This is a genomic window from Polynucleobacter sp. MWH-UH25E, assembly GCF_018687095.1.
In the GTDB taxonomy this organism is placed as follows: Bacteria; Pseudomonadota; Gammaproteobacteria; order Burkholderiales; family Burkholderiaceae; genus Polynucleobacter.
On the sequence record NZ_CP061286.1, the window covers coordinates 1934851 to 1959670 of the forward strand.

Sequence of the window (24820 nt, forward strand, 5' to 3'; positions counted from 1 at the left end):
AAAGGAATTCATCATGACATCCTGGCAACTAGTTCGCGTTATAGCGGGAGCTTTCATCTTAATTTCTGTGGCACTTGGAGCACCTTCGAGTCCATGGTTTATCAATGAATGGTTCTTGGCATTCACAGCCTTTGTTGGCGCCAATATTTTGCAAAGCGGTTTGACTCAATGGTGCCTAATGGAAAGCATTGTCCGAAAACTAGGCCTCAAAGCTGGTGCATAAATTCAAAGGTCCGCAATGAAACCCTTCCATATAAAACCTTTATCAGTAGCCATAATCGCACTGCTGGCAATATCGTCAAGTCCAATATTAGCGACAAGTCTCATAGATGTCTGGCGAGAGGCGCAAAACAGAGACCCGGAGTTCATCGCGAGTCGCTATGAGCAAATGGCAGGGGAAAAGAGGCGTGATCAGGGAACATCACTATGGCTTCCCAGCATTAACTTGACAGCCCTAACTGGCAGCATGAGCTACAACACCACTACTACAGGCGCTCAATTTTATGCGCCTGGAATGGGGACGTTTAATGGGGCAAATTTTAATACCTCAGTCAACAATGGATTTGTGAACCGGTATACCGTTGGCGCTACTCAATCAATCTATAACCGCGAACGCCTTTCTCAAAGTAGACAGCTAAATCTTTCAGCAGACGCCTCTAATCTCGGTGCCTACATAGCCAATCAAAATTTAATTTTGCTTGTGGCAGAACGGTACTTTGATGTGCTTAGCGCTGAAGAAGCCGTCAGATTGATCAAAAAACAAGAGGCTGCAATCACCAATACTCGCCAGCAAATTGAAAAGCGTTTCAAACTTGGTGATGCTAGCCAAACTGATATGCAAGAAGCGAATGAAAGATTAGATAGTGTAAAAGTGAGAGTCTTAGATGCAACAACGAATTTAACAGTTAAAAAATTGGCTTTACAAGATTTGTTTGGTGGCCCCGTAAATGTTGATAAGCTTAAAATTAGTTTAAATTCCAGTCAACTTACTCTTCCTAGCATTGACACCTATATAGCGAAATTGAAATCTCAGAACATTCAACTTCAAATGCTTTCCATCCAGGAAAAGGTTGCGAAAGAAGAGGCTGAAAAGTATGGAGCTATTACCTCACCTAAGCTTGATGCAGTAGCTCAATCCTCAAAAGATAATTTGAGTGGTTCTGGTAATTTTGGCCCTGCTAGCAATACTGCAACCAATAACTATCTTGTAGGATTGCAACTCTCTATTCCTCTATATACTGGCGGATATCGCACAGCCAAGCAAGAAGAGTCTTTGTTATTAATTGAAAAGACAAAGGCTGAGTACAGTAAGTCTGAGCAGAATTTGGAAAGAACTTTAAGATCTGTGTGGTATTCACTTAATTCTGCAAAAGATAAGTTAAACGCCCTATCAACTGCTCAAAAAACAGGCGAAGCCAGACTGAAGTCTACTCGCGTTGGCTATTCCAATGGATCTCGCACGACTATGGAGTTATTGGGGGCTGAAAGTGATTTAATCGCAAATGACTATGCACTCTATATGGAGAAAGTTAATTACCTACTCAATCGCTTACGTCTTGCGGCACTTATAGGAGAGATCTCTGAACAAGATCTTTCACTAGTAAACGCATATCTCAATTAATACACCAAAGGCAATCGCACACTCATATTTTAGCTGCTCAAACCCTTATGCTATTGGGGTTTTGAAGACCCACGACTTCTTTTAATCCGTTGGTCGCGAGTTCGAATTTCGCCCGACCCACCAGTTATACAAAAACCCCTTGAGAATGAACTGACCCCTTTTAGTTGGATTGGGTGTCCAACTTTTGTGGGTCAGTTCAATTCTAGGGGCTTTTTCTTTTGCGCCTCATCAATTTACCCCAAGTTCAATCAAAATCCCAAATCTCATGTAAATCTAGACGCATTCGATAGTACGACTCAAGCGCATCCAAGCGCATTAGATCAGCAGATAACTGGTTTTCGTTTGCAGCCTTCCTAGCAGCAATCAAATCTGCAATCGTTCCTTCGCCCAGTACGTATGCTTTTTCAGCAGCTTGTGCAGCATCATTTTGACTCTTTGCTGAATCAAGCAAGGTTTCTGCCGCTACTTTTCGACTCATCATCTGAGACCAAAGACGCTCAAATTCAACACTAATTCGTTGCTCTGTTTCCAGGACTCTTTGACGAGCGACTTCAGCCTCAGAGGCTGCTGCAGAAGCATTTGAGAAGCGAGCACTTCCGGATATAGGAAAAGATAGACTCAAACCACTAATCCTTTCTGCACCACCAAATTCGTTTGCAGTGTAGATTCCGATAGTTGGGTCCGGCAATCTATCCAAACTAGTTCGTTTAGCCTGTAGATCAAAACGCTCTGCATCAGATTTGACTAGCTTTAACTCATGACTTCTTTCTAAATACTGTTGTCGCAATATCTCTTTTTTGGTCTGCAGATTGGGAATGGCCTCCCATTTAAAGTTCTTGATCAATGCAATGCCCGGGTATCGCTGGGTTACCGCCTCGCCACTTGCCCCCTCATGCGCCTTTGCGAGCTCAAGAAATGCCTTCAACCTACCTTGCTCAGCTGTTGCCAACTGAGCATCTAATCTTGCAACATCCCCGACCTTGTATCGAACTTGAGCGATTCTGCCGATTTGATCTCCTAACTGACTATTTTTTTCAGCAACAATGCGAGACTGCAATGCCTTTAAATAATTGAACCAGGTTGCTAATAAATCTTTGCTGGTTTCGTGCATCGTGTCAGCAAACTCAATGCCCGCAAACGTTTTTGTTGCGTCTGAAATTTTTTCGTCTACGCCGCCTTTGCCCCAAAAGCGAATAGGCTTCTCAATACCAGCCCAGTATTCCTGATAGGTTGTGGCAACTGGGATATTGGTAACATTTCGACTTTGACGAGTGCCCCTGACAACGAACTCTTGAGAACCTGAAGCAATCGCATCTGCTTTTGAATTGAGCGAACTTTTTCTAGCATCTGCCGCCCCAATTTTAGGACTCGCATAAAGTGCATTTTTTACCTGGTCATCTGTTGGCAGTAAGTTAGCAGCTTGAATAGAGGTAGCTATTGCAAGTAATGGCAACAATAGAATCAACTTTTTCATTTTTTGATCCTTTTCATTAATTCCACAGCACGATCAAAATGAATCTCCCGCTTTAATTCCTCCCAATTTCTCAAGGCTCCAAATCGCTCGTAGAGCTTGGGCAATAGTAGTAGCGTCAATAACGTAGAGCTTAGTAGCCCGCCAACTACAACAATCGCCAATGGACGCTGAATTTCAGAGCCCGGACCTGTAGCAAACAAGAGCGGAATCATCCCCAGAGCCGTGATTACGGCAGTCATTAAGACCGGGCGCAATCGCCTCTCAGTGCCAAAATGGATTACATCAGACATGGAATCGCCTTTTGCCAAACGCTCATTAAAGTGAGTCACCATGACTACGCCATTTAGTACAGCGATACCTAGTAATGCAATAAAACCCACGGATGCGGGTACAGATAGGTATTGCCCTGATATGGTCAATGCAACAACACCCCCAACTAAGGCAAATGGGATATTCAAGAAGATAATTCCGGCCTGGATAGCGGATCCAAAGGTAATCATCAAAATTGCAAAAATTAAACCCAGAGCAATAGGAATAACAATCGCCAATCTCGCGGCAGCCCTCTGTTGATTTTCAAACTGACCGCCCCAAACAATATTTAAAGATTTTGGGAAATTGAGAGCTGTCACTGCAGCTTGCGCATCCTTAACAAATCCTGCCAAATCCCTACCATCAACAGATACCTGAATACTGGCAAACCGGCTGGACTGCTCATGGTCAATACGTATAGGGCCATCTATCTGCTTGATATCCGCTAGCGATGATATGGGCCAGGCCTTTCCATCTGGAGCTGAAATTAAGAGATCGCCAAACGCTTCGGGACTAGTACGAATATAGTCATTACCCCTTAAAACTAGTGGGGTCCTGATTACGCCATCTAAGACAATACCAAGATTTTCACCTTCAATTTGGTTGCGCAATCTTTGCTGTAAGTCTTCAATCGAAAATCCGGCTTGTCCAGCAACGGTGCGATTAATCTTTAGACTCAAATATTGCATACCCTCGGCTCGAGGAGCAATAACTTCGGCCGCACCCTTGACATTTCGGACCGCACTTGCAATATCCTGAGCAGCTTTATTAATTTCCGCCAAGTCACCGCCAAAGATTTTGATGGCAACATCACCACGAGTGCCCGTAAGCATTTCCGAAACTCGCATCTCAATGGGCTGAGTAAAGCCATAAACAAGCCCTGGAAAGTTCTCAAGAGCTTGTCTTAATTTATTGGCAATATTGTCCTTATTTCCATCCCACTCGCTCTTAGGCTTAAGAACCAAAAACATATCCGTTTCATTCAACCCCATGGGATCCAATCCCAAGTCATCTGATCCGGCTCTAGCAACAATTGATTTGATTTCTGGAACATCTTTTAAGAATAGCTGCTCCACTCGCGAGTCAACCATGAGTGATTCTTGCAAGGAAATTGATGGTAGCTTTTGCAACTGAACCAAAATATCGCCTTCATCTAGGGTCGGCATAAAGGTTTTGCCGACAATCATATAAAGCAGAACCATAACTACTAGCCCAATACCAGACCCCCTATATAGCCACTTAGTGTTACCCCAGATGTGATTACGCCAATCGATATATTTTTCCGAAATTCTTCTCATAAACCGAGTTTCTTCATCAGCCTTACGCTCTAGAACAAAAGAGGCCAAAGCAGGAATAACCGTAAATGCAATCAATAAAGATGAACCCAGTGCCATCACGATAGTTAAAGCCACAGGAGAAAATAATTTTCCCTCTAATCCCTCAAGGCTCAGTAGAGGCAAGAAGACAACAGCGATGATGAATACACCAGCAACTACTGGCTTTACCACTTCATGAGTGGCAACAGAAATAATGTCTGTTTTTGTGAGAGCATGGGATGTATTGGGGTCTCCAAATGCCGTTTCTACATTTTCAACAACGACTACTGCAGCATCAACTAACATGCCAATTGCGATAGCAAGGCCCCCTAAACTCATGAGGTTTGCAGTCAGACCAAAAGCCTTCATCAATATGAGAGTAGAAAGAATTGATAAAGGCAATACAGCCGCCACAACAAGTGCAGCACGATAACCACCTAAAAATAAATACAAAGTAATGCATACTAATACTGTTGCTTCTAGTAGAGCTTTGGTAACGGTTCCAGCTGCTCGCGAGACAAGCTCGCCTCGGTTATAGAAAGTATTAATCGTCATGCCTTTTGGCAGCCTTGGGGATATTTCTTTTAACTTTTCTTCAATAGAATCTACTAGTAGACGTGCATTTGCTCCACGCAACCCAAGAACTAATCCCTCTACTGCCTCACCTTTGCCATCTTTAGTAACAGCCCCATACCGAGTCGCTGATCCAAAATGAACTGTAGCTACCTCATCAAGCATGACAGACCCACCACTGGCTTTTGGGATTTGAGTTTTTTTTACATCATCCAGTTTTTTTACTGCGCCTTCGACTCGGACAACCAGAGTTTCTTCGCCCTGATCAATACGACCAGCTCCATCATTACTATTGTTGGTCATAACTGCTTTGCGTAGATCAGCCATCGTGACACCACGAGCTGCTAAACGAGCAGGGTCAGGGATAACTTCATAAGTCAAAATCTCGCCACCTAAAACATTCACCTCAGCAACCCCAGGGATAGTTCGCAGCTCGGGACGAATCGTCCAATCCAGTACGGTACGCTTATCTCTCAAACTAAAACCCTCACCCTCTAAAGTGAACATATAGATTTCACTTAATGGGGTGGTGATCGGAGCTAATCCTCCTGTTGCGCCAGGTGGGAGATCTTTAGTAAAGGCATTAAGGCGTTCAGAAATTTGCTGGCGAGCCCAATAGATATCAGTACCATCGTCAAAATCGATTGTGATATCCGCGATGCCATACTTAGAGACGGATCTGACAATACGCTTTTTGGGAATACTCAGCATCTCGATTTCAATTGGGCGCACTACTCTTTGCTCAACTTCCTCAGGGGTCATTCCAGGAATCTTCAGGATGATTTTGACCTGAGTAGGAGAGATGTCAGGAAATGCATCAATTGGTAGGGTCAGCCATGCGTTGATACCAAAAAGTACCAATGCAATTGCCATAGCCAATACGAGCTTGCGAAAATGCAAACTAGCGTCAATTACTTTAGTAAACATTACTCGTCCTTTTGCGCTAAGGCTTTTAACGATGCAATGCCCGTGACTGCTACTTTGACTCCACTAGACAGCGGCGCCTGAATCGAGGCCAGATCATCATCACTAGAGATCACAGATACCGGTTGAAGGATCACTCCAGTATTAGTCAGCATAAAGATCGCGCTTTGGCCCTTCCAGCTTGTAATCGCCCTAGAAGGTACCTGCCATAAAGTTTTGTCTTGGCCTTTTGGCTTCATTTTGGTTTGAATAGTTGCGTTAACCACCTCACCCATTTGTAACGTGCCGCGCTCTTCTACCGATGCTCTTACCCTAGCAGACTGAGACGCACTGACGGCCCGGGAGACGCCGGTCACTTTTGCTTTAGCATTACGCGAGGCAATCACAATCTCATCACCAGGCTGAATTCCCATTGATTTAAATCCAGATGTATTGATCTCTAAGTTAAGAGTGGATATATCAGCGATCCTAAAAAGCAATGTCCCAGTATCGACTCGCTGCCCGATTAAGTTATGAGCTTCGACAACTGTGCCTTGGATAGGCGACTTTAGAGCACCTGTGGCGTATGAATTAAATGCATCCTTGTTTTTGGGGCCATCAAAGTTGATACCTGCGGCCTTTAATTCAGATTGTCTTGCCATCAACATGGCGTTTGCATTTTCTGCTTTCGCTTTTGTGATGTTGAGGCGAGATTGAGGAATAATGCCTTCCTTAAATAGCTCATTATCTCGGACCAAGGCTTCTTTAGCTAGGCGAGCATCCGATGTTGCCTCTAATAATTTTTGCCTAGAATCTCCCATCTGCGGACTTGTGAAGTAAGCCAACGGAGAGCCCACCTTCACTTGATCACCTACACCTACAACCATTTGGCTAAGCTGGCCTGGATATGGAGCGGAAAGGATCGCTTGCTTTTCTGGCGGCACAGTCACAGATGCGCTAACCAGTACAGAACCTGAATCCACAGGAATAGCCTGGACAAAATTTACCCCCATCACAGCCTGCTGGCTTGAATTTATAGCCAATGATTTGGGTGAAAATTCTGCAGCAAAAATATACTTGCTACAAATGATGGCAACAGAAAAAATGCAAATAAATCGAAATGGATACATAGCAACCTCTAAAAATGCTGAATAGAAACTCAGATAGCGCGAAGAAATCACGCAAAAATTTAGAGGTAGTTTGGCGAGGCTAGAGAAATAGGTGGACTATTTTGAGAATAACGTTGGTGAGCATATCTCTCAATGCTAGAAAAGAGCGGGCTTAAGACATTGCTAAGGCTTAGATTAGCAACACCAAACAAAACCAATACATAAAACGCACAAATAATCAGATCTATCTGATCGGCTTGACGGGAGGCTGGCACCCCAACCTCTGGAGACTCTTCAGAAGAGCTGGTAACAAATGACTTACCCACTTCTGAAGCAACTGCTGCCTCAAAACCAGTATTCACTACGTGTAGGTGCAATCCAAACTGAGTTGAAGCCCCAGTATGTGCATGTAAAAAAGGAGTCAATAGCTGCAAAATTACAGCTAGTAAGAACATCAGAACAAGAAGGTACCTAGACCTAAAAAAGCTCATTTTTTCAATTTTACATCTGAAATATTTCAATTGGTTGACATATTTAGATTGAAGTAGCACGAGCGATATTTGACGTGTACAGATCTGTCATTTTAAACGACAGCTTGTTTGATTTAAATCAAATTAACTCTAATAAAGCGATATCTTTAGCTTGAAAATTGCATGACACCCTTCTCAAATAGGCATAAGATTGCACATATAAAGGGGAGAAATCATGAATCTATTTCGAACAACCCTAATCGGAGGCATATGCCTTTCGAGCATTCATTTTTTCTGGGTAATTCTGGTCGGTATAGGTTTGGCTCAACCGCTACTCAATTTCATCTTTAAGCTTCACATGCTCAATTCACCATTTCAAGTTCAGCCATTTGATCCTTTACTTGCCGTAGGACTTATTACTATTACCTTTTTAATTGGCTGCTTTTATGGTGCTGTGTTTTATCTTATTAAAAGCAGATTTAAATCCTAGGTCTTTAATATGAGCATTCTTCTCTTAATTCTGTCGCCAGCATTATTTGGATTATTTTGGATCATCCGTTTCCAGATTTGTGCAGCTCGTCGAAGACGGCTTGTAGACACCTATGGAGTTGACCCTTCAAAACTTAGAAATATGAGTTGTAAGGAAGTAACCGACTTACGAAATCGTATTGAGGAAGCGAAGGATCAAGGAGATGCCAATGCCCTTGAAACAGTGATTAAGCCTTATAGACCCTAGATCCATAAATATCGTCAACCAAATAAACGTAGTTTTAATCAATAGACTTAGACAAAGAAAGGCTAACAAATGAAAATATTGCTACCCATCGATGGTTCGAAATCATCTTTAAATGCCGCAAAGTATGTCGCCAAACTCGCATCAAACTCTCGAAGTCCAATAACAGTGACCCTAGTTAGCGTTCACGATGATACAGGTCTTACTCACGTCAAGCAGTTTGTATCCAAGAGCGTGGTAGATGACTATTTACGCGAAATCAGCGAGAAAGAACTAAAACCCGCTCAAAAGGTCTTAGATGCTGCGAGAGTCAAACACAGCATGGTAATTAAGCGTGGGCATATTGCTGAGGAAATTATTACCTTGGCGAATAAGGACAAGGTTGACATCATAGTAATGGGTGCAAAAGGGCGTAGCGCTCTACTAGACGTATTAATTGGGTCAGTGGCGCAGCGAGTATCTAGCCTTGCCAAACAACCTGTACTGTTAGTGAAATAAACCTTGGCTTTACTACTTTAATAAAGAGGGCTCTTGACGAGCCCTTTTTTACCACTCGGTTGACTGAGCACGGTCAACCCAAAACGCCATCAACATAAATGCCACAAGCGCACAGCCACCTGAAAATAGGAAGGCATATAAAGGCGTAATGGCTTCATAAATCCAACCAAAAATAAACGAGGCTGGGAACAACATCAAACCTGTGACGAGATTGAACCAACCAAAAGCTGTGCCTGCTAGACCCTTGGGCGCCATATCGGCTACCAATGCTTTCTCCACCCCTTCGGTTGCGGCTTTAAACAATCCATAAATTCCAAACAAGGCAAATATTTGGAACATAGAAATCCCAGGCAAGCCCATGGCGATATAAAAGAAAGCAAAAGCAATCCACGCAATCAAAATAAAACGCTTTCGGCCAAACTGATCTGATAAGGCCGATAAAGGCGTTCCAAATAAAGTCGTAATGAGAGAGATGGCTGCCCATAACAAAGGAATATCTGCTTGTGGTACCCCAGCCTCTCTTGCTCTTAATAGCAAGAACATATCTGAGGAGTTAGCCAAAGCAAAGATACCTGCTACAACAAGATATCTTTTAAATTGATTAGGCATACCCTCAAGAGACCAACCAAATTTACTCGCTTGTGGAACGGCTTCTTTGTGGGGCTCTTTAATACACAAGGCAAGCACAATGGTGACGATTGCCGGCACAACCGCCCATAGAAAAATATCTCTGAGTGGCACCCCTAAAGATAAAAATAGCGCAGCTAACAACGGGCCAATGACTGCGCCGGCATTATCCATAGAGCGATGGAGCCCAAAGGTAATGCCTCTCTGATTTTTATTAACGCTTTCTGCCAATAAGGCGTCTCGAGGCGAACTACGAAGGCCTTTACCCATACGATCTGTAAAGCGAATAGCCAGAACCCATAACCAAGAATTGGCGATTGCTATTAGAGGTCTACCAATACCAGCAAGTGAATAACCCAGCACAATCCACGGCTTTGCCTTTTTAGTGCGATCTACGATTACGCCTGAAACTAATTTAAAAATACTGGAAGTAGCCTCAGCAATCCCTTCAATAATGCCCAGCGCCTTTGGACCAGCCATTAATACCGAGGCAAGATATAAAGGCATTAAGGGGTAAAGCATTTCACTAGCCGAGTCATTGACTAGACTAATGAGCCCGATGAGCCACACGGCTCGAGGAAGGGCGAGAATGCTTTTAAACATGACAAGCTCAATTTAGCATTAATCCGTTAGACGCGAGTTGAAATCTCGCCAGACCCGCCAGTTATACAAAAGTCCCTGGATATATCTGAACTGACCCCTTTTAGCTGGATTGGGTGTCCAACCAAGGGGGTTTTGTTTTATGAGCAAGTACAACAAGCAGTTCAAGCTAAAGGTAGTTCAGGAGTTTTTAAAGTCAGGTGGTCTTAAGCGGGTAGGCCACTTATTTGAGATTAGTCACGCAGATGTCCGTAAATGGGTTCTAGCCTATCAAGCACATGGGCACAGTGGCCTATCCCCAAAGCGGCAACACTACTGTCCGCAGTTCAAATTGCAAGTTCTGCAGTACATGGCCAAGCACCAAGTATCAGCTAGACCAACTGCTGCCCACTTTAGGATTGGCAGCATGACCACCATTTTGCAGTGGCAACGCCTCTACAATGAAGGTGGCATTACTGCTCTAAAACCTAAGCCCAAGGGAAGGTTGTCCATGTCCCAGTTCAATATCAAAGCACTGCTTAAAAAGCCCATCTCTGAGCTCACCCCCGAAGAGTTGCGAAGACGTTTAGAGTATGCCGAAGCAGAGGCTGCCTACCTAAAAAAGTTAGAAGCCTTAGCTCAGAGCAAAGCAGCAAAAGAGAACAAGCCCAAGTCATCACTGAGCTAAGGCCACATTACCGTTTACTCGATTTACTGACCATCGCCAAGATGGCTAAAAGCGTTTATTACTACTGGGTTAAGGTCGGTAGTAATCGATCCGACCCCTATCAATCTGCTAAAGAGCAAATTACGCAGATCTTTAGCGCCCATCAAGGGCGCTATGGCTATCGGCGGGTGCACTTAGAACTGCGCAACCAGCAGCAATATCTAAACCACAAGACCGTGCAAAAGCTCATGACTCAGCTAGGACTCAAATCCCTAGTCAGACCGAAGCGCTACCAGTCTTACAAAGGCTCTGTAGGTAAGGTGGCTCCCAACTTGCTGGAGCGCAACTTTGAGACCAGTAAACCCAATCAAAAATGGGTGACCGATGTCACGCAGTTCAATGTCAAAGGCGAGAAGGTGTATCTCTCACCAGTCTTAGATCTGTATAACGGCGAGATCATCTCCTATGAGGTTGCCGATCGACCTCAGATTAGTTCGGTCATGCAAATGCTCCAAAAGGCTTTTAAACAACTCAAAAAAGAAGATAGGCCTGTGTTGCACTCAGATCAGGGCTGGCAATACCAGATGGGGCTTTATCAGCAAGCCTTAAAGGAGAAAGGCATTACTCAGAGCATGTCTAGAAAAGGCAACTGCTTAGATAACGCCGTAATGGAGAACTGGTTTGGGATTATGAAAACCGAGTTCTTCTATCAAAAGAAGTTTGCAGATGTCCCATCTTTTAAAAAGGAGCTTAAGGAATACATCGACTACTACAACCATGATCGTATTAAGCAAAAACTAAAGGGATTAAGTCCGGTGCAATACCGTACTCAATCCCTTCTGGTAACCTAACTAAACTGTCCAACTTTTGGGGGTCAGTTCACTCGGTGGGTTTTCCTTTTTGGTTACGGTAAATGAGATGACTATTGGTAACAATCCAAGATCTTATATGTCGCTATGGATCAGGATGTGATGCGTTAGGCAACCGTAGGTGACTATCGGAAGATTTGGTTAGTAAGTGTCTTGTTTCCGGACACTTGTGGCACTTGGTTTGTCGGGTTACCTGACAAAATAAAACCACCCGGAGGTGGTTTTATCAAGAGTTATTCTTCAGTAATATTTTTATCTTTAATAATTTTTGCCCAAGTAGCAGATTCCTTAGCCATAAATTTTGCTAAATCCGCTCTGCTCATTGGAGCAGGACTAAAGTTGTGCTCGCCAAGTGCAGCAATCACAGACTTATCACTCAGGACCTTTACAAGAGCCTTATTCCATCCATCCAAAATTGGCGTTGGCGTTTTTCCTGGAGCCATAAATGCATACCAATTTGTAGAGTCAAATCCTGGATATCCAGACTCAGCAATTGTTGGGACCTTTGGATAAAAAGGAGAACGCTTTGAACTAGTTACTGCCAATGGAATCAGTTTTCCCTCTTTAATAAATGGGCCCGCAGTTGATGGGGATGAGTAGTATACAGAAACCCTTCCCGATAACACATCGATCATTGCTGGATTACCGCCCTTATAAGGCACATGAACCATATCGATGCCGGCAACCGCATCAAATAATTCACCTTGTAAGTGTGATGCGGATCCACTACCTGTAGAAGCAAAAGTCAATTTGCCCGGCTCTTTCTTTGCCAATGCCACAAGATCCTTCAAACTCTTCACACCCAAAGATGGAGGCACCACTAAGATATTCGGAAACATGAGACCCATTGTTAAAGGCGCAAGATCTTTAACGGGATCATATGAAATCTTCATCATGTGCGGAGCAATGGTTAAAGGGCCAATTGACCCCAAGAGAATCATTGAACCGTCCGTCGGGCCATTCGCAACTACGCCGTGAGCAATATTACCGCCAGCACCTGGCCTGTTATCCACCACCACAGCCTGACCTATATCCTCCCCAAGCTTTTTAGCGATAACGCGAGCAGCAGTATCTGCTGAACCCCCAGCCGCAAAGCCCACAACCATTGTTACCGTCTTTTTAGGCGGAAATTCTTGGGCAATGGAAATGCTCGGCAACAAAAGTGCCAACAAAATAAATTGAATCAGTTTTCTAGTTGTCATCATATTCTTTCTTAATTGAATAATTTACCAAGGCAATGCGGGCAACATCGGCTTAAGTCCAGCCTTCTGAATAGTTGGCGCAGCTTTGGGGGAAGCCAGAAATGCGATCAGATCTCTAGAAGCATTTAGGTTTGCAACATTACTAGTAATGCCCGCGGAGAACAAAACGGTTTGCTGAACTTCTGGAGGAATCTCACCAATGAAATCAATTCCCGGAATGGGAATCAATTCGCTAACCTGCTGAAAACCCAGCTCTGCATCACCTCTTGCTACTACAGTGCCAACGCGCTCGCTATAAATCTTTTTCGCTGTTTTACTCATTTGCTCGGCAATCCCCAATTTAGGAAATAGCTCGGTGGATAAGTAGGTTCCGCTTGCACTAGCTGAATAAGCCACAGATTTTGCATTGAGCAAGGCTTGCTTTAAGGCTGGAACGGTGCTGATATCAGGCTTGGGAGCGCCCGCTTTAACAGCAGCACCAATCACTGAAGCAACCAGATCTACGCGAGTGCCTGGTTGCACTGCTCCACTTTTGATAAAGCCATCTAAAGATGGTGACGCCAAAATTAAGACATCAAACTTTTCATCTCTTGCTAGCCTTGAAGGAATTGAATCCGGGGCCGCACCCATAGATGAACCATAAGAAATAATTACCTTATTAGGCGACTGCTTTTCATATTCAGGCACTAGAGCTTTCAATGCCTCAGCAAATGCACCTGAAGTAATTACTTGAATATCGGCAGCAAATACCGATGTAGCGCCAAGCAAGCCAATAGCGACAATCAAAAAGACATGCTTAATGTAATTCAAGAGCTTCATTTTCTTTTCCTAAATTTTTATATCGAGGCAAGCTTAATCTTTTACCATTTACCGGCAATTTTCGTTACCTACCCTGACAATCTAACGGCATTTCTCGCAATGGTTTTTCTTGGCTGAAATCGCAATTCACGCCAACGGGTGATGTGGTGCTCGCAAGACACGCACTCAAGCACAAAGTAGATATAGCTATAGACAGCATTAAAGAAAATCTTTTCATAATCCCTCGTTAATTGACGTTACTCAAAACCTTTACCATCTCATCCTAAACGAATCTAATCATATTATCGAATTTTCAGATCAATAAAATCAAAATAATTCGTTAGACCAATAACAATTAATTTCCCGATAATGATTCTATGGTGTTCGTTGATCAAAGGAGATATAACCATGGCCACAAAATCAAACAAAACTGTAATTGACATTGGCATCAGCGAAAAGGATCGCAAAGCGATTGCCAAAGGCTTATCGGCGCTTTTAGCCGATAGCTACTCCCTCTACCTTATGACCCATAACTTCCATTGGAACGTAAAAGGGCCCATGTTTAACACCCTGCATACGATGTTCATGGCTCAATATACAGAGCAATGGGCTGCACTTGATCTTATCGCCGAACGGATCAGGGCACTTGGCGAGCCAGCACCTGGAACATATAAAGAATTTGCCAAACTAACTTCTATTGATGAGGTACAAGGAACTCCGAAAGCGATGGAAATGGTCAGGCTTCTTGTAAAGGCACAAGAGGCAACAGCAAAGACTGCGCGCAAGCTTTTTCCCTTGGTAGAAAAAGCAAATGATCAGCCAACTGCTGATTTATTAACCCAAAGACAAGATGTGCACGAGAAAACGGCTTGGATGTTGCGAAGCCTGCTAGAGGAGTAAGGTACTCGGCGCCCTTAGGTTTATTCCTGCTGGGCGCTATCTTTATTCAATCGTTGAATTTGTTGCCGCAACCATCGGCTATGCTGGGCAAAATAGGTCAGCAAGCCGATCACTAACATGTTCCCGAAGAAGCCGCCCATAACAATGATCATGCTTTCGCGCATGAAATTGTCAAAGGCATAGTTATGAACTACGAAAATCACATAGGTATAACTAAACCCATGGGCAACGCTCGCAAGTAAAGCCAGCGTTACAACATCGCGATATTTCAAATTATGAAGGTCCCGCGCAATTCCTAGGCCCTTAAGCGTTAAATTTATAACGAGAACTAAAATGGCACTCCCAACCGTCGCTACCGTTAACCATATGTACCAAGGCTGTTCTGGTTGAAAAATAATAAGCCTAATAAATACGGCTAGGCCAACGCCTATCGCAGCCATCCAACCAAAAATTAAAACTGAGAGTACCTTAACACCTGCAGGGAGGTAAATAAAGTAACTAAGCTCGGGGCGATTCTCTAGTGCTGGGAAGGCTTTAACAAGATATAGCGTAAAAAAGTATAGGCAGAACGGTACTCCTATTTTTAGGAGGATAATGGGGAGTCGTATTTGATTTATTGAAGATATGGGCACAGACCCATCATACTTAAAAACAGGGGACGCTACTGAAATGACAAATTCTTACTTACGCTTTTTGCATCTTGCGGATACGCTTATTAATCCCAATGACAAGCCTTTGGATTCGTTGAGCAAAGATATTCTTGAGCACATTAGCAAGCACATAGTTCTAAACAAAGGCAAGATTGTGGTTGGCGATATTCTGATGCTCAGCCAATTTGGGTCTCAAGCAACCCTCCACAAAAGGCTCCACGCCTTAGTAGATGATGGTTATTTAAAACTTAAGCCAACGAACGATGGCAGAGTAAAGCAAATTGAGCTTACAAAAAAAGCAACAAAATATTTTGCCGGATTAAGCCAAGCCCTAGAAAAAGCAGTAAACGCCTAATAGGGCTTACTTAGCAACATAAACTAAGCTAGCACTTTAAACAAAATTATTTGCCTTTGTTTTGATGCGCTCATCAAACTTTTGACGATTAATAACAAACCGCTCATGTAGTCCTTTGGAAATTAAGTCGACACCGTCGTGAGCCTCCACTTCAAACGTTAACTTTTTTCCATCCACAGCAATTAATTTAACTTTAGCAGTGACCTCCAAACCAACGGGGGTCGCCGCCTCATGGCTCACATTAATATGGGTCCCTAAAGATTGCTCTTGCGGCCAATCCAAATGAGGGTTGATTGCTTTAATACAAGCCCACTCTAAAAAGCCCACCAGAAAGCCGGTGGCAAATACCTCTGGCATTGCCACAAACTCTTCGGCCTCGGGGTACAAAGACGGGACTGTTTTGGACTTAGGAATTTTGAATTTATGTTCATATTGAATGCCGGATCGTAAAGAATCTTTCATGGCTTACCTCATAAAAGCATTAAGAGTTTCAGCGAATTTCTGATGTTGCTGAAATAAGAAAGCATGGCCACCATCAAAAAAGGCCAGCCAAGCAAACGGGATCTGATTTGCAATGATTTGAGAATTTTTGGGGACATCCAAAATGTCGTATTGACCATCTGCCACTAGCACGGGAACCTTAATATTTTTTAAATCGGCAAAGTTTTTATTATCAGCATCCCAAAGCGTTGTTCTTGCGCGAGTTTGGCGAAGCTTAGACTCTTTAGAGATATCAAAATCGTCAGGAATGGCTCCTGCTAGCTTCGCAGCCTGCTCTCTTGCTAGCGCATCTTTAGCAGCTTGCCTTCCAGCCTCATTGTTTGGGAATAGAAGGGCAACATTTTCCATGACTGATAAATGAGGGTTGTTTAACTCTTCCTCTGTCTTTTTGCTTGCCTTGACCTGATGCTTACCACCTGGATTTGGCGCGCAAAGAATACCCTTAATAACTGTGTCGGGATGTCTAATCAAAAATTGCTGTGCAACACGAGCCCCCATTGACCAACCCAATACATTGGCTTTTTTATAACCAAGTGCCTTCACTAGCCCAGCGGCATCATCAGCCATCTGAGCCATAGTGGTTTTATTTTCTTTAGTATCGCTAGATAGTCCAATGCCGCGATTATCAAAAAGGATCAAAGTATTGTTTTTCGATAGCTCGTCAATCAAAGCCGGATCCCACATGCTCATCGTTGCGGAATATCCATTAATCAAAATCATCGGGTCACCCTGGCCACGGGTGTAGTAAGCAAGCCTAACCTCTCCAACCTGGGCATATTTAACCTCGGCCTTGAATTGGGCATGAGCAGAGCCAATAAACCCAAACAATGCTGAAAGTAGCGCAAATGATGCGGCAACTAAAATGCGAATACCCGCCTGGCGATAATTCATTTGCCCTCCAAAACGAATAGAAGATATAGTGACCAAACTAAGTTCAATACAACTAGAGCAATTAGTGTGTTGAAGGTAAATTTCATTCCCAGTATTCTTTTGCTGAAATCAGGCGGGGGCACATTAATTCCCTTAGCGTGAATCAAGCGGCCAATAATGAGTGCAACTCCAGGAATAGCGACCAACCACCAGGGTGCACCATTGAGCTCCAGACAAGCAATCAAAATAATTCCGAATGGGACATATTCAGCAAAATTGCCTTGGGCACGAATCGCCCTTTCTAGATCTTCATAACCACCACTACCTAAGCCCACTTTGTTCTTTCTACGAAGGCCAATGACCGCAAAAGAGAGTTTTATAAAGATGATGGTTAAAACGGAGGCAATGATTGAAGTGACTAGTAGCATTTAGATCTCCCGGAAGAATTCCTAAATACTAATCGGGAAATAAAAAACCACCCGAAGGTGGTTTAAGTATTTCTTGGTGGCCCGGGGCGGAATCGAACCACCGACACAAGGATTTTCAATCCTCTGCTCTACCGACTGAGCTACCAGGCCAAGACTTGAAATTATAAAGGAAACTGGTTTTATCTTAGAAAATATGCCTAGTGACGCTAACTAGAGGCAGTTATCGCCCTTGAGCGGGCTACATGTAATTTCTTGTAGCTATCGAGCAAGCGGTGGTGGCGGTCAAGACCCTCTAGTTTGATACTGGTTGGGGTCAGCCCATAAAACCGGACTGAGCCATTTACCGAGCCCAGCACTGCATCCATGCGCTCGCTACCAAACATTCTGCGAAGGTTTACCTCATAGTCTTCAAGCTCTAGATCTTCATTAAGGACAATTTCTAAAACTGCATTGAGAGCCTGATAGAACAATTTGCGCTCAACAGTGTTGTCGTTGTATTGAAGAAAAGCGCCCACCAATTCTTGCGCTTCATCGAAATTTTTAAGTGCCAACTGAATTAATAGCTTTAACTCTAAAACTGTTAACTGGCCCCAAGGCGTATTCTCATCAAACTCAATACCAATCAGCGTTGCAATATCTCCATACTCATCAAGCTCGTTATTCTCTAATCGATCTAACAATGCACTGAGTTTTGTATCGCCTAGTGAATGTAAATTCAGAATATCGTGACGGAATAGCAATGCTTTATTTGTGTTGTCCCACACCAGATCTTCTGCTGGATAGACCTCCGAATAGCCGGGTACGAGAATTCGGCAAGCGATCGCACCCAGTTGATCGTACACAGCAACATACGCTTCTTTGCCCATGGTCTTAAGAATGCCGAATAATGTTGCAGCCTCCTGCGCATTGGAATCTTCACCGCGACCCGAAAAATTCCATTCAACAAACTGATAATCAGCCTTTGCACTAAAAAAGCGCCACGACACTATTCCGCTTGAATCGATAAAGTGCTCAACAAAGTTATTAGGCTCAGTTACTGCCTCACTTGCAAAGGTGGGTGGGGGCAAATCATTCAAACCCTCCAGGCTTCGACCCTGAAGCAGTTCAGTTAAGCTTCGCTCTAGGGCAACCTCTAAGCTTGGGTGAGCCCCAAAGGAAGCAAATACGCCACCTGTTCTAGGATTCATCAAGGTAACGCACATCACTGGATAAACTCCCCCAAGTGATGCATCCTTTACTAAGACTGGAAATCCTTGCTCCTCTAGCCCTTGAATGCCCGCCAAGATGCTTGGGTACTTTTCAAGCACTTCTCGCGGCACATCAGGTAAAGCAATTTCACCCTCCAGGATCTCTCTTTTAACCGCACGCTCAAATATTTCTGATAAGCATTGCACTTGCGCTTCTGCCAAAGTATTTCCTGCGCTCATGCCATTACTTACGTAAAGGTTCTCGATTAAGTTTGTCGGAAAATAAATCGTCTTACCATCTGATTGACGAACATAAGGCAAACAACAAATACCCCGTTCAATGTTTCCAGAATTGGTATCAATCAAATGTGAAGCACGCAACTCACCGTCTGGATCAAAAATGTTTAGGCAGTACTCATCCAGAATTTCTGGTGGCAGGGTATCTTTGCTGGCTGGCTTGAACCAGCGTTCATTTGGGTAATGCACAAATTCATTGTTGGCGATATCTTCACCCCAGTATGCGCCAGCATAAAAATGGTTATTGCTAAGTCTCTCAATATATTCACCCAAAGCCGAGGCTAGAGCACTCTCTTTTGTCGATCCTTTGCCATTGGTAAAACACATTGGCGAGTGTGCGTCACGGATATGCAATGACCATACATTTGGGATAAGGTTGCGCCAGGAGGCAATCTCAATCTTAATTCCCAGATCAGCCAACACTTTAGACATATTGACAATGGTTTGCTCTAGCGGCAAATCCTTACCAAGAATAAAAGTGTTTGTGTCGGCAGCAGGCTTTAGATTTAACAAGGTCTGGGCATCGGCATCTAAATTCCTTACCTCTTCAATGACAAACTCTGGACCAGCCTGGACCACTTTCTTAACCGTGCACCGCTCAATGGAGCGCAAAATCCCTTGGCGATCTACCGCCGAAATATCTTCAGGCAGTTCAACTTGGATTTTGAAGATCTGCTGATAGCGATTGTCAGGATCAACAATATTATTTTGTGAGAGGCGAATATTTTCAGTAGAAATATTGCGCGTATCGCAATAGAGCTTTACAAAGTACGCGGCGCATAAAGCAGAAGATGCTAAAAAATAATCGAATGGCCCTGGTGCTGAGCCGTCACCCTTATAGCGAATAGGCTGGTCAGCAATCACCGTGAAGTCATCGAACTTAGCTTCTAGACGAAGCTTATCGAGAAAGTTGACCTTAATTTCCATGGGAATGATTCCGAATAAGATATGCCATCAACCTGAGCCTTGTGATTGTTTCAAGCACACCTCAATAAAAAATAATTTGCCAAAAAGTTATGGCTAATTACTGATAGATTTTATTGCTCGCCCTTATTACGGGACGTATCAATGCCCAGGGCCTTCAACTTGCGATATAGGTGGGTTCTTTCTAAGCCCGTGTACTCTGAAATCTTGGTCATACTGCCGCCCATGATTTGCATTTGATGCTCAAAGTAAGCTTTCTCAAACAAATCACGCGCCTCTCTTAGGGGCAAATCAAAATAGGTCTTTGCAATTCCGCTAATGTACTCACCCTCAAGAGGCGCGGACACAGGCTCAGCAGCAGAAGGTTTTGTTGCTGTACTCACCGGGATTCCAGTGGCCAGCGTCTTATCTTCTGCTGGCTCAATGTGTTTTGGCGAGCTCTCTAGCGCCTTACTAACCGTCTTTAATAGCTTTTGTAAGGCGATTGGCTTCTCTAAAAAGTTTAGTGCGCCAATACGAGTTGCCTCTACAGCTGTATCAATCGTTGCGTGGCCTGACATCATCACCACAGGCATTGTTAGTTGACCGGTCTTAGACCACTCCTTAAGCAAAGTAATGCCGTCAGTATCTGGCATCCAAATATCTAACAAGACTAAATCGGGTCGCATCTGCTCGCGAATAGTGCGCGCCTGTATAGCGCTCTCGGCGGCATACACAGTGTGGCCCTCGTCCGTGAGAATCTCATTGAGAAGCTCACGAATTCCCATCTCATCATCAACAACCAAAATACTCGCCATACTTAGGCAGCCTCTTTTGCTAAGTTCATAAACAAAATGGATACTTGCGCACCAACCACTTCTTCTCCCTGCATACGATTCCGAATCTCTATTTTGGCACCGTGATCATCAATAATTTTTTTCACTACAGCCAATCCTAAACCCGTGCCCTTGGTCTTCGTAGTAACGTAAGGTTCAAATGCTCTTGCCAATATCTTAGCTGGAAATCCAACACCACTATCACTTATTGTTAAGCGAACTGCATTTTGTGTAGCTCCGATTTGCTCTCCATAAGACACCAACTCGGTTTTAACTTCAACCGGCTCTGCCTGTCTAGTGCCCTCCAAAGTCGAGTCTTGAGCATTCTGGAGCAAGTTATGAATGACCTGTCTGAGCTGAGTCGGATCTCCCATGATATCGGGGCAACGAGAATCAAGATGTGTACGTATTAGACTTCCCTCATAAAGGCCCAATATTTCTGAGGTAAGTGTGTTGATAGAAACGGGCTTTAATTGAGGAGTTGGTGTCTTCGCAAAATCACGGAAATCATTCACCATTTCTTTCATCGCCTGCACCTGACTAATAATGGTTTCAGTGCTGCGATTGATCATCTCTTCTTGCTCAGAACTGAGCTTACCGGCCAATTTATGTTGCAATCGCTCAGCTGATAGCTGAATTGGAGTCAATGGATTTTTAATCTCGTGGGCCAAACGTCTAGCAACTTCGCTCCAAGCAATCGATCTTTGGGCGCTAACCACATCTGTGATGTCATCAAACACCACCATGCGAAGGTCTGCTGTTAGTTGGGTACCACGAACAAACAAGGTTACACCTGGTTCATTTTTATATTCATTACTGGTATGTAGCTGAATTTGCTTTTGCCAAATTGGTGTTGCCGCATTCTCGGGAGCGCCTTCAGCAACAGCAAGCTTCATCGTAGCGAAACCTTCCTTGATAGCCTCTTCAAAATCAACAAGCGCAGGGTTACTGCTCAGCGGTTTTCCATCAAGCAAAGTTAAGTCTTGGGCAAAGATTCGGTCCGCACCCGCATTACTAGAAACAACGTTGTAATTTCTGTCAAAAATACAAACGCCGGCCGTAAGGCTCCCTAGCACTTTTTCCAAAAAGGCCTTTGACTCTTGCAGCGATGTGCGAGTGTCGGCCAATTGCTTAGTCATGACATTAAATTGTCTTGTTAACATTCCCAACTCATCGCCCGTATCTAGCTCTGGCTTGGGAGATAGGTCACCCTGTGCAACAGCTTGGGTACCCTTAAGCAGCATTAATAATGGTCGAGCCAATTGACGACCCAATAGCAATGCCAAAGTTACCGCGACAAATAGAGCGAAGAACAGTGTGAGCGTTAGGGTGCCCACGAACATTTTTCGTAGGCCAATGCGTCCTAATGATTTCTCCTGGTAATCGCTATAAGCAGACTCAACAGCATAAATATTTTTTGCCAGGGGCAATGGGATGTATCGCACCAACTGTAAAAAATATCGATCTTCGGCACCCTTGCTAAGCAGGGCTTTATTGCGAATGACGGGAATAATTGCCCGTACCCGATAGCCTCGCTGACCGCCGTCCATCTCTACCTGATCTAAGAAGGTAACGCCCTTCTTTTTAAATGCTTCCGCAACAATATCGGCGCCCGGTGCAGGTAAATACTTTTTCAACTTTAGCTCGCTGGACAGTATTAAATTGCGTTGCATATTAAACAAGCTAACTTCTTGGATCCCAAACTGATTACGGATCTTCATCACCATGGCACCAACTTGCTCTGAACTTGTACCCGATGGCACTTGAGCAATTTGTTCAGCAATGAAGTTGCCTTCACCCATAATCTCTTCCTGAGCCACCCGCAAGGTAACGCGGCCCAACTCCAAACCCGAGTTCAAAGCCGATTCCACTTGCACGTCAAACCAAGTCTCAATACTCCGCGAAACGAACTGAAGTGATACCCCGTACAAAATTAAACCAGGAACAATGCCTACCAAAGCAAAAATCATGGCAAGTTTCGCGATGAGGCGTGTTCCAAAATGACCGCGATGCCAGCGCACCGCAATCACAATGCCGAGCACCAAGATGACCAGAATTAAAAATGCACCAATAATTAAGTTGGCTGCGTAAAGCCATATGAAGTAACGATCAAAGAACTCGGTATTAGATGAAGCAATCGAAAGCAATACCAACAACAAAAGAGCAAAAATGCCAATGAGGCTTATCGCACCAGGTAGTATTTTTTTACGCCATAGCTTTGAATCAAAAAAGCTTGGCTGACGGGGCGCAAAGGCTTCTCTCATCGCTTAATTGGGCTTGGGCTACTTGCTGAAAATGGGAAATGCAACCATTCGCTTGAAACATTCCATTCTCGGTTATTAAGCGCATTTACTTGAAATGGTTTTGGGAGCTTGCTTAAATCCAAACTCATGCGCAGACCAGCGCTGTAGGATTTACTTGGGTCAATCTGACTGCCATCAATTACACGCCAGCCACCAATGCTCCCGACCGCTTGTAATGCTTCAGAAAATGTTCTAGCCGAAAATGTTAAGCCCTCAGAAGCAATTCGGTACTGTTGCGTTAAGGGCTGATATGACAGACGCGTTTGTCTTTGCGTGACAATGGCTTTCTCATCAAACCAATACCAGCGAGAGCGGACTAAATCAAAATCGGTTTGAAAATACAAGACCACGCCTTTTTGCACCGCATCTTCCAAGCCTGGAGAAAGCTCTATTTGGAAAGCAGCACTTAATACCCAATCGTTGTCAGCCTTTTCTAATTCAAAGGATCTAATTTTGATGCCTTCAGCATTAACAGCTGTTGAAAATAAACTCAGCGCCATCAAGCCGAAAAGGATGAATTGCTTAATTCTTTGGCTCATCGCCCATTTTTCTTAAACAAAGCATAGTAAAAACCATCGTTTACCTCGGTGGGTAAAAGCTGTCCTGGAGCATCTAATCGTAACGCATTGGCGTGCTGCTGCGCAAACCAAACTGCTTGATCCTCTCCTTCTTCAGGAAATACCGAGCAAGTTACGTACAAAAGCAAACCTTCGGGCTTTAGCATTTGCCATGCTTGGGTCAATATTTCACGTTGCTTCTTTTGTAATGCCGCGATATCGGACTGGCGCCGCAAAAATGGAATGTCTGGATGTCGGGCAACTATGCCCGATGCCGAGCATGGTGCATCTAGCAAAATTTTCTCGAAAAGGACGCTATCCCACCATGAAAATTTAGATGCATCGCCTCGAAGTACCTTTACTTTTTCAGATCGCAATCGAAGTCGATCTAGATTGCCATTAATTTTCCCAATGCGAGTTTCATCAATCTCAAGGGCTAGCATTTGACAATCTGCAAGCTCCAATAAGTGTGCTGTTTTTCCACCAGGCGCAGAACATGCATCCAATATCAAGTCACTCGGATTGGGCATTAACAAACTTGCCGCCAATTGAGCGCCACTATCTTGCACAGAAACTGCGCCGCCATAAAAACCTGGCAGATCTGAAACAGGGACAGGATTAGGAATCAATAGCGCGCTCGGCAATGCAAAACCAGCGAGGGATTCAATTGGGGATGAGGCAATGCCAGCATCATCCAATAAGGATTGATACTGCTCTCGAGAATATTGCTTTTGATTCACTCGCAAAATGAGTGGGGCGCGCTTGGCTTGAGCAAACAAAATTGATTGCCACTGCTTGGAATAATTACGCTTGAGATTTGCTCGCCACCAAGGGGGAACGAACATGAGTATAGGATCGGGAGGATATTCTGAAGGTTGTGTTGCAATGCTTACTTTGCGCAGCACCGCATTTACCAAGCCCTTGGCATACACCGTCTTGTCATATTCTCCGCAGGCCCTCACCGCCTGATCAACGATTGTATGACTGGCATAACCTTTGCCATCGGCACCGTCTTGTAGAAAAAGGGCGATAGCAACACTCAATAAATGGGCAACCTCGGGTGGCGGAGCTTTAGGAATAAATTGCTTGATCAACTCCTGTGAACGAACCCACTTACGAAGCGCATTAAAGCTAAGGCTCTGAATAATCGGCCTTTCATGCGCATCTAGCTGATCTAACACCTCTGTTAATGATCTACCGCTCATGACCTCGCCAATCGCTTGCGCTGAGATCGTAATTGCTTCAGACAAAGGAAGGTTGAGTGGAGTTTTTTGATCTTCCAAGG

General features: G+C 44.0%; 23 protein-coding genes and 1 tRNA gene. 7 read left to right on the plus strand and 17 right to left on the minus strand.

Annotated features, from left to right (window positions below; translation table 11 throughout):
• Nucleotides 1-13: 13 nt before the first annotated feature.
• Nucleotides 14-223, plus strand: a complete 210-nt coding sequence (locus tag ICV39_RS09865) for a DUF2892 domain-containing protein (RefSeq protein WP_215389899.1) — start codon at nucleotides 14-16, stop codon at nucleotides 221-223.
• A gap of 15 nt (nucleotides 224-238) precedes the next feature.
• A complete protein-coding gene (locus ICV39_RS09870; protein ID WP_215389900.1) occupies nucleotides 239-1621 on the plus strand; it encodes a TolC family protein in 1383 nt (460 codons plus the stop codon).
• A gap of 244 nt (nucleotides 1622-1865) precedes the next feature.
• Here ICV39_RS09870 and ICV39_RS09875 read toward each other — a convergent pair whose 3' ends face one another.
• The 4 genes from ICV39_RS09875 to ICV39_RS09890 all read right to left on the minus strand — a co-directional run bounded on the left by ICV39_RS09875 (nucleotide 1866) and on the right by ICV39_RS09890 (nucleotide 7796).
• Nucleotides 1866-3095, minus strand: a complete 1230-nt coding sequence (locus ICV39_RS09875; protein WP_215389901.1) for a TolC family protein — start codon at nucleotides 3093-3095, stop codon at nucleotides 1866-1868.
• On the minus strand, nucleotides 3092-6220 hold the full coding sequence (locus ICV39_RS09880; protein WP_215389902.1) for an efflux RND transporter permease subunit: 3129 nt from the start codon (nucleotides 6218-6220) through the stop codon (nucleotides 3092-3094). The genes ICV39_RS09875 and ICV39_RS09880 overlap by 4 nt, the downstream gene beginning before the upstream one ends.
• A complete protein-coding gene (locus ICV39_RS09885; protein ID WP_215389903.1) occupies nucleotides 6220-7209 on the minus strand; it encodes an efflux RND transporter periplasmic adaptor subunit in 990 nt (329 codons plus the stop codon). The genes ICV39_RS09880 and ICV39_RS09885 overlap by 1 nt, the downstream gene beginning before the upstream one ends.
• 176 nt (nucleotides 7210-7385) lie before the next feature.
• Nucleotides 7386-7796 carry a hypothetical protein gene (locus tag ICV39_RS09890; protein WP_215389904.1) on the minus strand — a complete coding sequence of 137 codons (411 nt, stop codon included), beginning with the start codon at nucleotides 7794-7796 and terminating at the stop codon, nucleotides 7386-7388.
• Nucleotides 7797-8274: 478 nt separating this feature from the next.
• On the opposite strand from ICV39_RS09890, the gene ICV39_RS09895 reads away from it, so the two are divergent.
• Nucleotides 8275-8511 carry a hypothetical protein gene (locus tag ICV39_RS09895; RefSeq protein WP_215389905.1) on the plus strand — a complete coding sequence of 79 codons (237 nt, stop codon included), beginning with the start codon at nucleotides 8275-8277 and terminating at the stop codon, nucleotides 8509-8511.
• A 69-nt stretch (nucleotides 8512-8580) separates the two neighbouring features.
• Nucleotides 8581-9006 (plus strand): universal stress protein, encoded by a 426-nt coding sequence (locus ICV39_RS09900; RefSeq protein WP_215389906.1) that lies wholly within the window; start codon nucleotides 8581-8583, stop codon nucleotides 9004-9006.
• Between the two features lie 48 nt (nucleotides 9007-9054).
• On the opposite strand, the gene ICV39_RS09905 is transcribed toward ICV39_RS09900, so the two are convergent.
• Nucleotides 9055-10236 (minus strand): MFS transporter, encoded by a 1182-nt coding sequence (locus ICV39_RS09905; RefSeq protein WP_215389907.1) that lies wholly within the window; start codon nucleotides 10234-10236, stop codon nucleotides 9055-9057.
• 139 nt (nucleotides 10237-10375) lie between these two features.
• Between ICV39_RS09905 and ICV39_RS09910 the strand changes: the two genes are divergently transcribed.
• A protein-coding gene (locus tag ICV39_RS09910) for an IS3 family transposase (RefSeq protein WP_371816540.1) occupies nucleotides 10376-11730 on the plus strand; the annotation gives its coding sequence in 2 pieces (ribosomal slippage) (nucleotides 10376-10838 and nucleotides 10838-11730; 1356 coding nt in all).
• A gap of 251 nt (nucleotides 11731-11981) precedes the next feature.
• On the opposite strand, the gene ICV39_RS09915 is transcribed toward ICV39_RS09910, so the two are convergent.
• Both ICV39_RS09915 and ICV39_RS09920 read right to left on the minus strand, forming a co-directional pair.
• Nucleotides 11982-12950 (minus strand): tripartite tricarboxylate transporter substrate binding protein, encoded by a 969-nt coding sequence (locus ICV39_RS09915; RefSeq protein WP_215390979.1) that lies wholly within the window; start codon nucleotides 12948-12950, stop codon nucleotides 11982-11984.
• Between the two features lie 24 nt (nucleotides 12951-12974).
• Nucleotides 12975-13769, minus strand: coding sequence for a substrate-binding domain-containing protein (locus ICV39_RS09920; RefSeq protein WP_215389908.1), 795 nt, complete (start codon nucleotides 13767-13769; stop codon nucleotides 12975-12977).
• 387 nt (nucleotides 13770-14156) lie between these two features.
• On the opposite strand from ICV39_RS09920, the gene ICV39_RS09925 reads away from it, so the two are divergent.
• Entirely contained in the window at nucleotides 14157-14648 is a 492-nt protein-coding gene (locus ICV39_RS09925) for a Dps family protein (protein ID WP_215389909.1), read from the plus strand.
• A gap of 20 nt (nucleotides 14649-14668) precedes the next feature.
• Here ICV39_RS09925 and ICV39_RS09930 read toward each other — a convergent pair whose 3' ends face one another.
• Nucleotides 14669-15280: a hypothetical protein gene (locus ICV39_RS09930; protein ID WP_215389910.1), complete on the minus strand. Its 612-nt coding sequence runs from the start codon at nucleotides 15278-15280 to the stop codon at nucleotides 14669-14671.
• A 37-nt stretch (nucleotides 15281-15317) separates the two neighbouring features.
• Between ICV39_RS09930 and ICV39_RS09935 the strand changes: the two genes are divergently transcribed.
• Nucleotides 15318-15653, plus strand: a complete 336-nt coding sequence (locus tag ICV39_RS09935) for a hypothetical protein (RefSeq protein WP_215389911.1) — start codon at nucleotides 15318-15320, stop codon at nucleotides 15651-15653.
• Between the two features lie 36 nt (nucleotides 15654-15689).
• Here ICV39_RS09935 and ICV39_RS09940 read toward each other — a convergent pair whose 3' ends face one another.
• The 9 genes from ICV39_RS09940 to rsmB all read right to left on the minus strand — a co-directional run bounded on the left by ICV39_RS09940 (nucleotide 15690) and on the right by rsmB (nucleotide 24818).
• Nucleotides 15690-16115 (minus strand): thioesterase family protein, encoded by a 426-nt coding sequence (locus ICV39_RS09940; RefSeq protein ID WP_215389912.1) that lies wholly within the window; start codon nucleotides 16113-16115, stop codon nucleotides 15690-15692.
• A gap of 3 nt (nucleotides 16116-16118) precedes the next feature.
• Nucleotides 16119-17045, minus strand: a complete 927-nt coding sequence (locus ICV39_RS09945) for an alpha/beta fold hydrolase (RefSeq protein WP_215389913.1) — start codon at nucleotides 17043-17045, stop codon at nucleotides 16119-16121.
• Nucleotides 17042-17452, minus strand: coding sequence for an MAPEG family protein (locus ICV39_RS09950; protein ID WP_215389914.1), 411 nt, complete (start codon nucleotides 17450-17452; stop codon nucleotides 17042-17044). The genes ICV39_RS09945 and ICV39_RS09950 overlap by 4 nt, the downstream gene beginning before the upstream one ends.
• Before the next feature lie 74 nt (nucleotides 17453-17526).
• A tRNA-Phe gene (locus ICV39_RS09955) sits at nucleotides 17527-17602 on the minus strand.
• A gap of 56 nt (nucleotides 17603-17658) precedes the next feature.
• Nucleotides 17659-19863: an OsmC domain/YcaO domain-containing protein gene (locus ICV39_RS09960; protein WP_215389915.1), complete on the minus strand. Its 2205-nt coding sequence runs from the start codon at nucleotides 19861-19863 to the stop codon at nucleotides 17659-17661.
• Nucleotides 19864-19973: 110 nt separating this feature from the next.
• Nucleotides 19974-20657, minus strand: coding sequence for a response regulator (locus ICV39_RS09965; RefSeq protein ID WP_215389916.1), 684 nt, complete (start codon nucleotides 20655-20657; stop codon nucleotides 19974-19976).
• A gap of 2 nt (nucleotides 20658-20659) precedes the next feature.
• The gene (locus ICV39_RS09970) at nucleotides 20660-22939 is read right to left on the minus strand and encodes an ATP-binding protein (protein WP_215389917.1); all 2280 of its coding nucleotides are present in this window, start codon (nucleotides 22937-22939) and stop codon (nucleotides 20660-20662) included.
• A complete protein-coding gene (locus ICV39_RS09975; RefSeq protein ID WP_251372679.1) occupies nucleotides 22936-23517 on the minus strand; it encodes a DUF4390 domain-containing protein in 582 nt (193 codons plus the stop codon). The genes ICV39_RS09970 and ICV39_RS09975 overlap by 4 nt, the downstream gene beginning before the upstream one ends.
• Entirely contained in the window at nucleotides 23514-24818 is a 1305-nt protein-coding gene (gene rsmB, locus ICV39_RS09980; RefSeq protein ID WP_251372680.1) for a 16S rRNA (cytosine(967)-C(5))-methyltransferase RsmB, read from the minus strand. Before rsmB ends, ICV39_RS09975 begins: the two co-directional genes overlap by 4 nt.
• Between the last annotated feature and the right edge of the window lie 2 nt (nucleotides 24819-24820).

Bases quoted from the DNA above. Each gene is read 5' to 3' on its own strand.
- ICV39_RS09890 (WP_215389904.1), bottom strand. From the start codon at position 7,796: ATGAGCTTTTTTAGGTCTAGGTACCTTCTTGTTCTGATGTTCTTACTA.
- ICV39_RS09915 (WP_215390979.1), bottom strand. From the start codon at position 12,950: ATGACAACTAGAAAACTGATTCAATTTATTTTGTTGGCACTTTTGTTG.
- ICV39_RS09875 (WP_215389901.1), bottom strand. From the start codon at position 3,095: ATGAAAAAGTTGATTCTATTGTTGCCATTACTTGCAATAGCTACCTCT.
- ICV39_RS09925 (WP_215389909.1), top strand. From the start codon at position 14,157: ATGGCCACAAAATCAAACAAAACTGTAATTGACATTGGCATCAGCGAA.
- ICV39_RS09965 (WP_215389916.1), bottom strand. From the start codon at position 20,657: ATGGCGAGTATTTTGGTTGTTGATGATGAGATGGGAATTCGTGAGCTT.
- ICV39_RS09880 (WP_215389902.1), bottom strand. From the start codon at position 6,220: ATGTTTACTAAAGTAATTGACGCTAGTTTGCATTTTCGCAAGCTCGTA.
- ICV39_RS09900 (WP_215389906.1), top strand. From the start codon at position 8,581: ATGAAAATATTGCTACCCATCGATGGTTCGAAATCATCTTTAAATGCC.
- ICV39_RS09940 (WP_215389912.1), bottom strand. From the start codon at position 16,115: ATGAAAGATTCTTTACGATCCGGCATTCAATATGAACATAAATTCAAA.
- ICV39_RS09895 (WP_215389905.1), top strand. From the start codon at position 8,275: ATGAGCATTCTTCTCTTAATTCTGTCGCCAGCATTATTTGGATTATTT.
- ICV39_RS09905 (WP_215389907.1), bottom strand. From the start codon at position 10,236: ATGTTTAAAAGCATTCTCGCCCTTCCTCGAGCCGTGTGGCTCATCGGG.
- ICV39_RS09885 (WP_215389903.1), bottom strand. From the start codon at position 7,209: ATGGGGGTAAATTTTGTCCAGGCTATTCCTGTGGATTCAGGTTCTGTA.
- ICV39_RS09960 (WP_215389915.1), bottom strand. From the start codon at position 19,863: ATGGAAATTAAGGTCAACTTTCTCGATAAGCTTCGTCTAGAAGCTAAG.
- ICV39_RS09870 (WP_215389900.1), top strand. From the start codon at position 239: ATGAAACCCTTCCATATAAAACCTTTATCAGTAGCCATAATCGCACTG.
- ICV39_RS09865 (WP_215389899.1), top strand. From the start codon at position 14: ATGACATCCTGGCAACTAGTTCGCGTTATAGCGGGAGCTTTCATCTTA.
- ICV39_RS09920 (WP_215389908.1), bottom strand. From the start codon at position 13,769: ATGAAGCTCTTGAATTACATTAAGCATGTCTTTTTGATTGTCGCTATT.
- ICV39_RS09935 (WP_215389911.1), top strand. From the start codon at position 15,318: ATGACAAATTCTTACTTACGCTTTTTGCATCTTGCGGATACGCTTATT.
- ICV39_RS09975 (WP_251372679.1), bottom strand. From the start codon at position 23,517: ATGAGCCAAAGAATTAAGCAATTCATCCTTTTCGGCTTGATGGCGCTG.
- ICV39_RS09945 (WP_215389913.1), bottom strand. From the start codon at position 17,045: ATGAATTATCGCCAGGCGGGTATTCGCATTTTAGTTGCCGCATCATTT.
- ICV39_RS09950 (WP_215389914.1), bottom strand. From the start codon at position 17,452: ATGCTACTAGTCACTTCAATCATTGCCTCCGTTTTAACCATCATCTTT.
- ICV39_RS09970 (WP_215389917.1), bottom strand. From the start codon at position 22,939: ATGAGAGAAGCCTTTGCGCCCCGTCAGCCAAGCTTTTTTGATTCAAAG.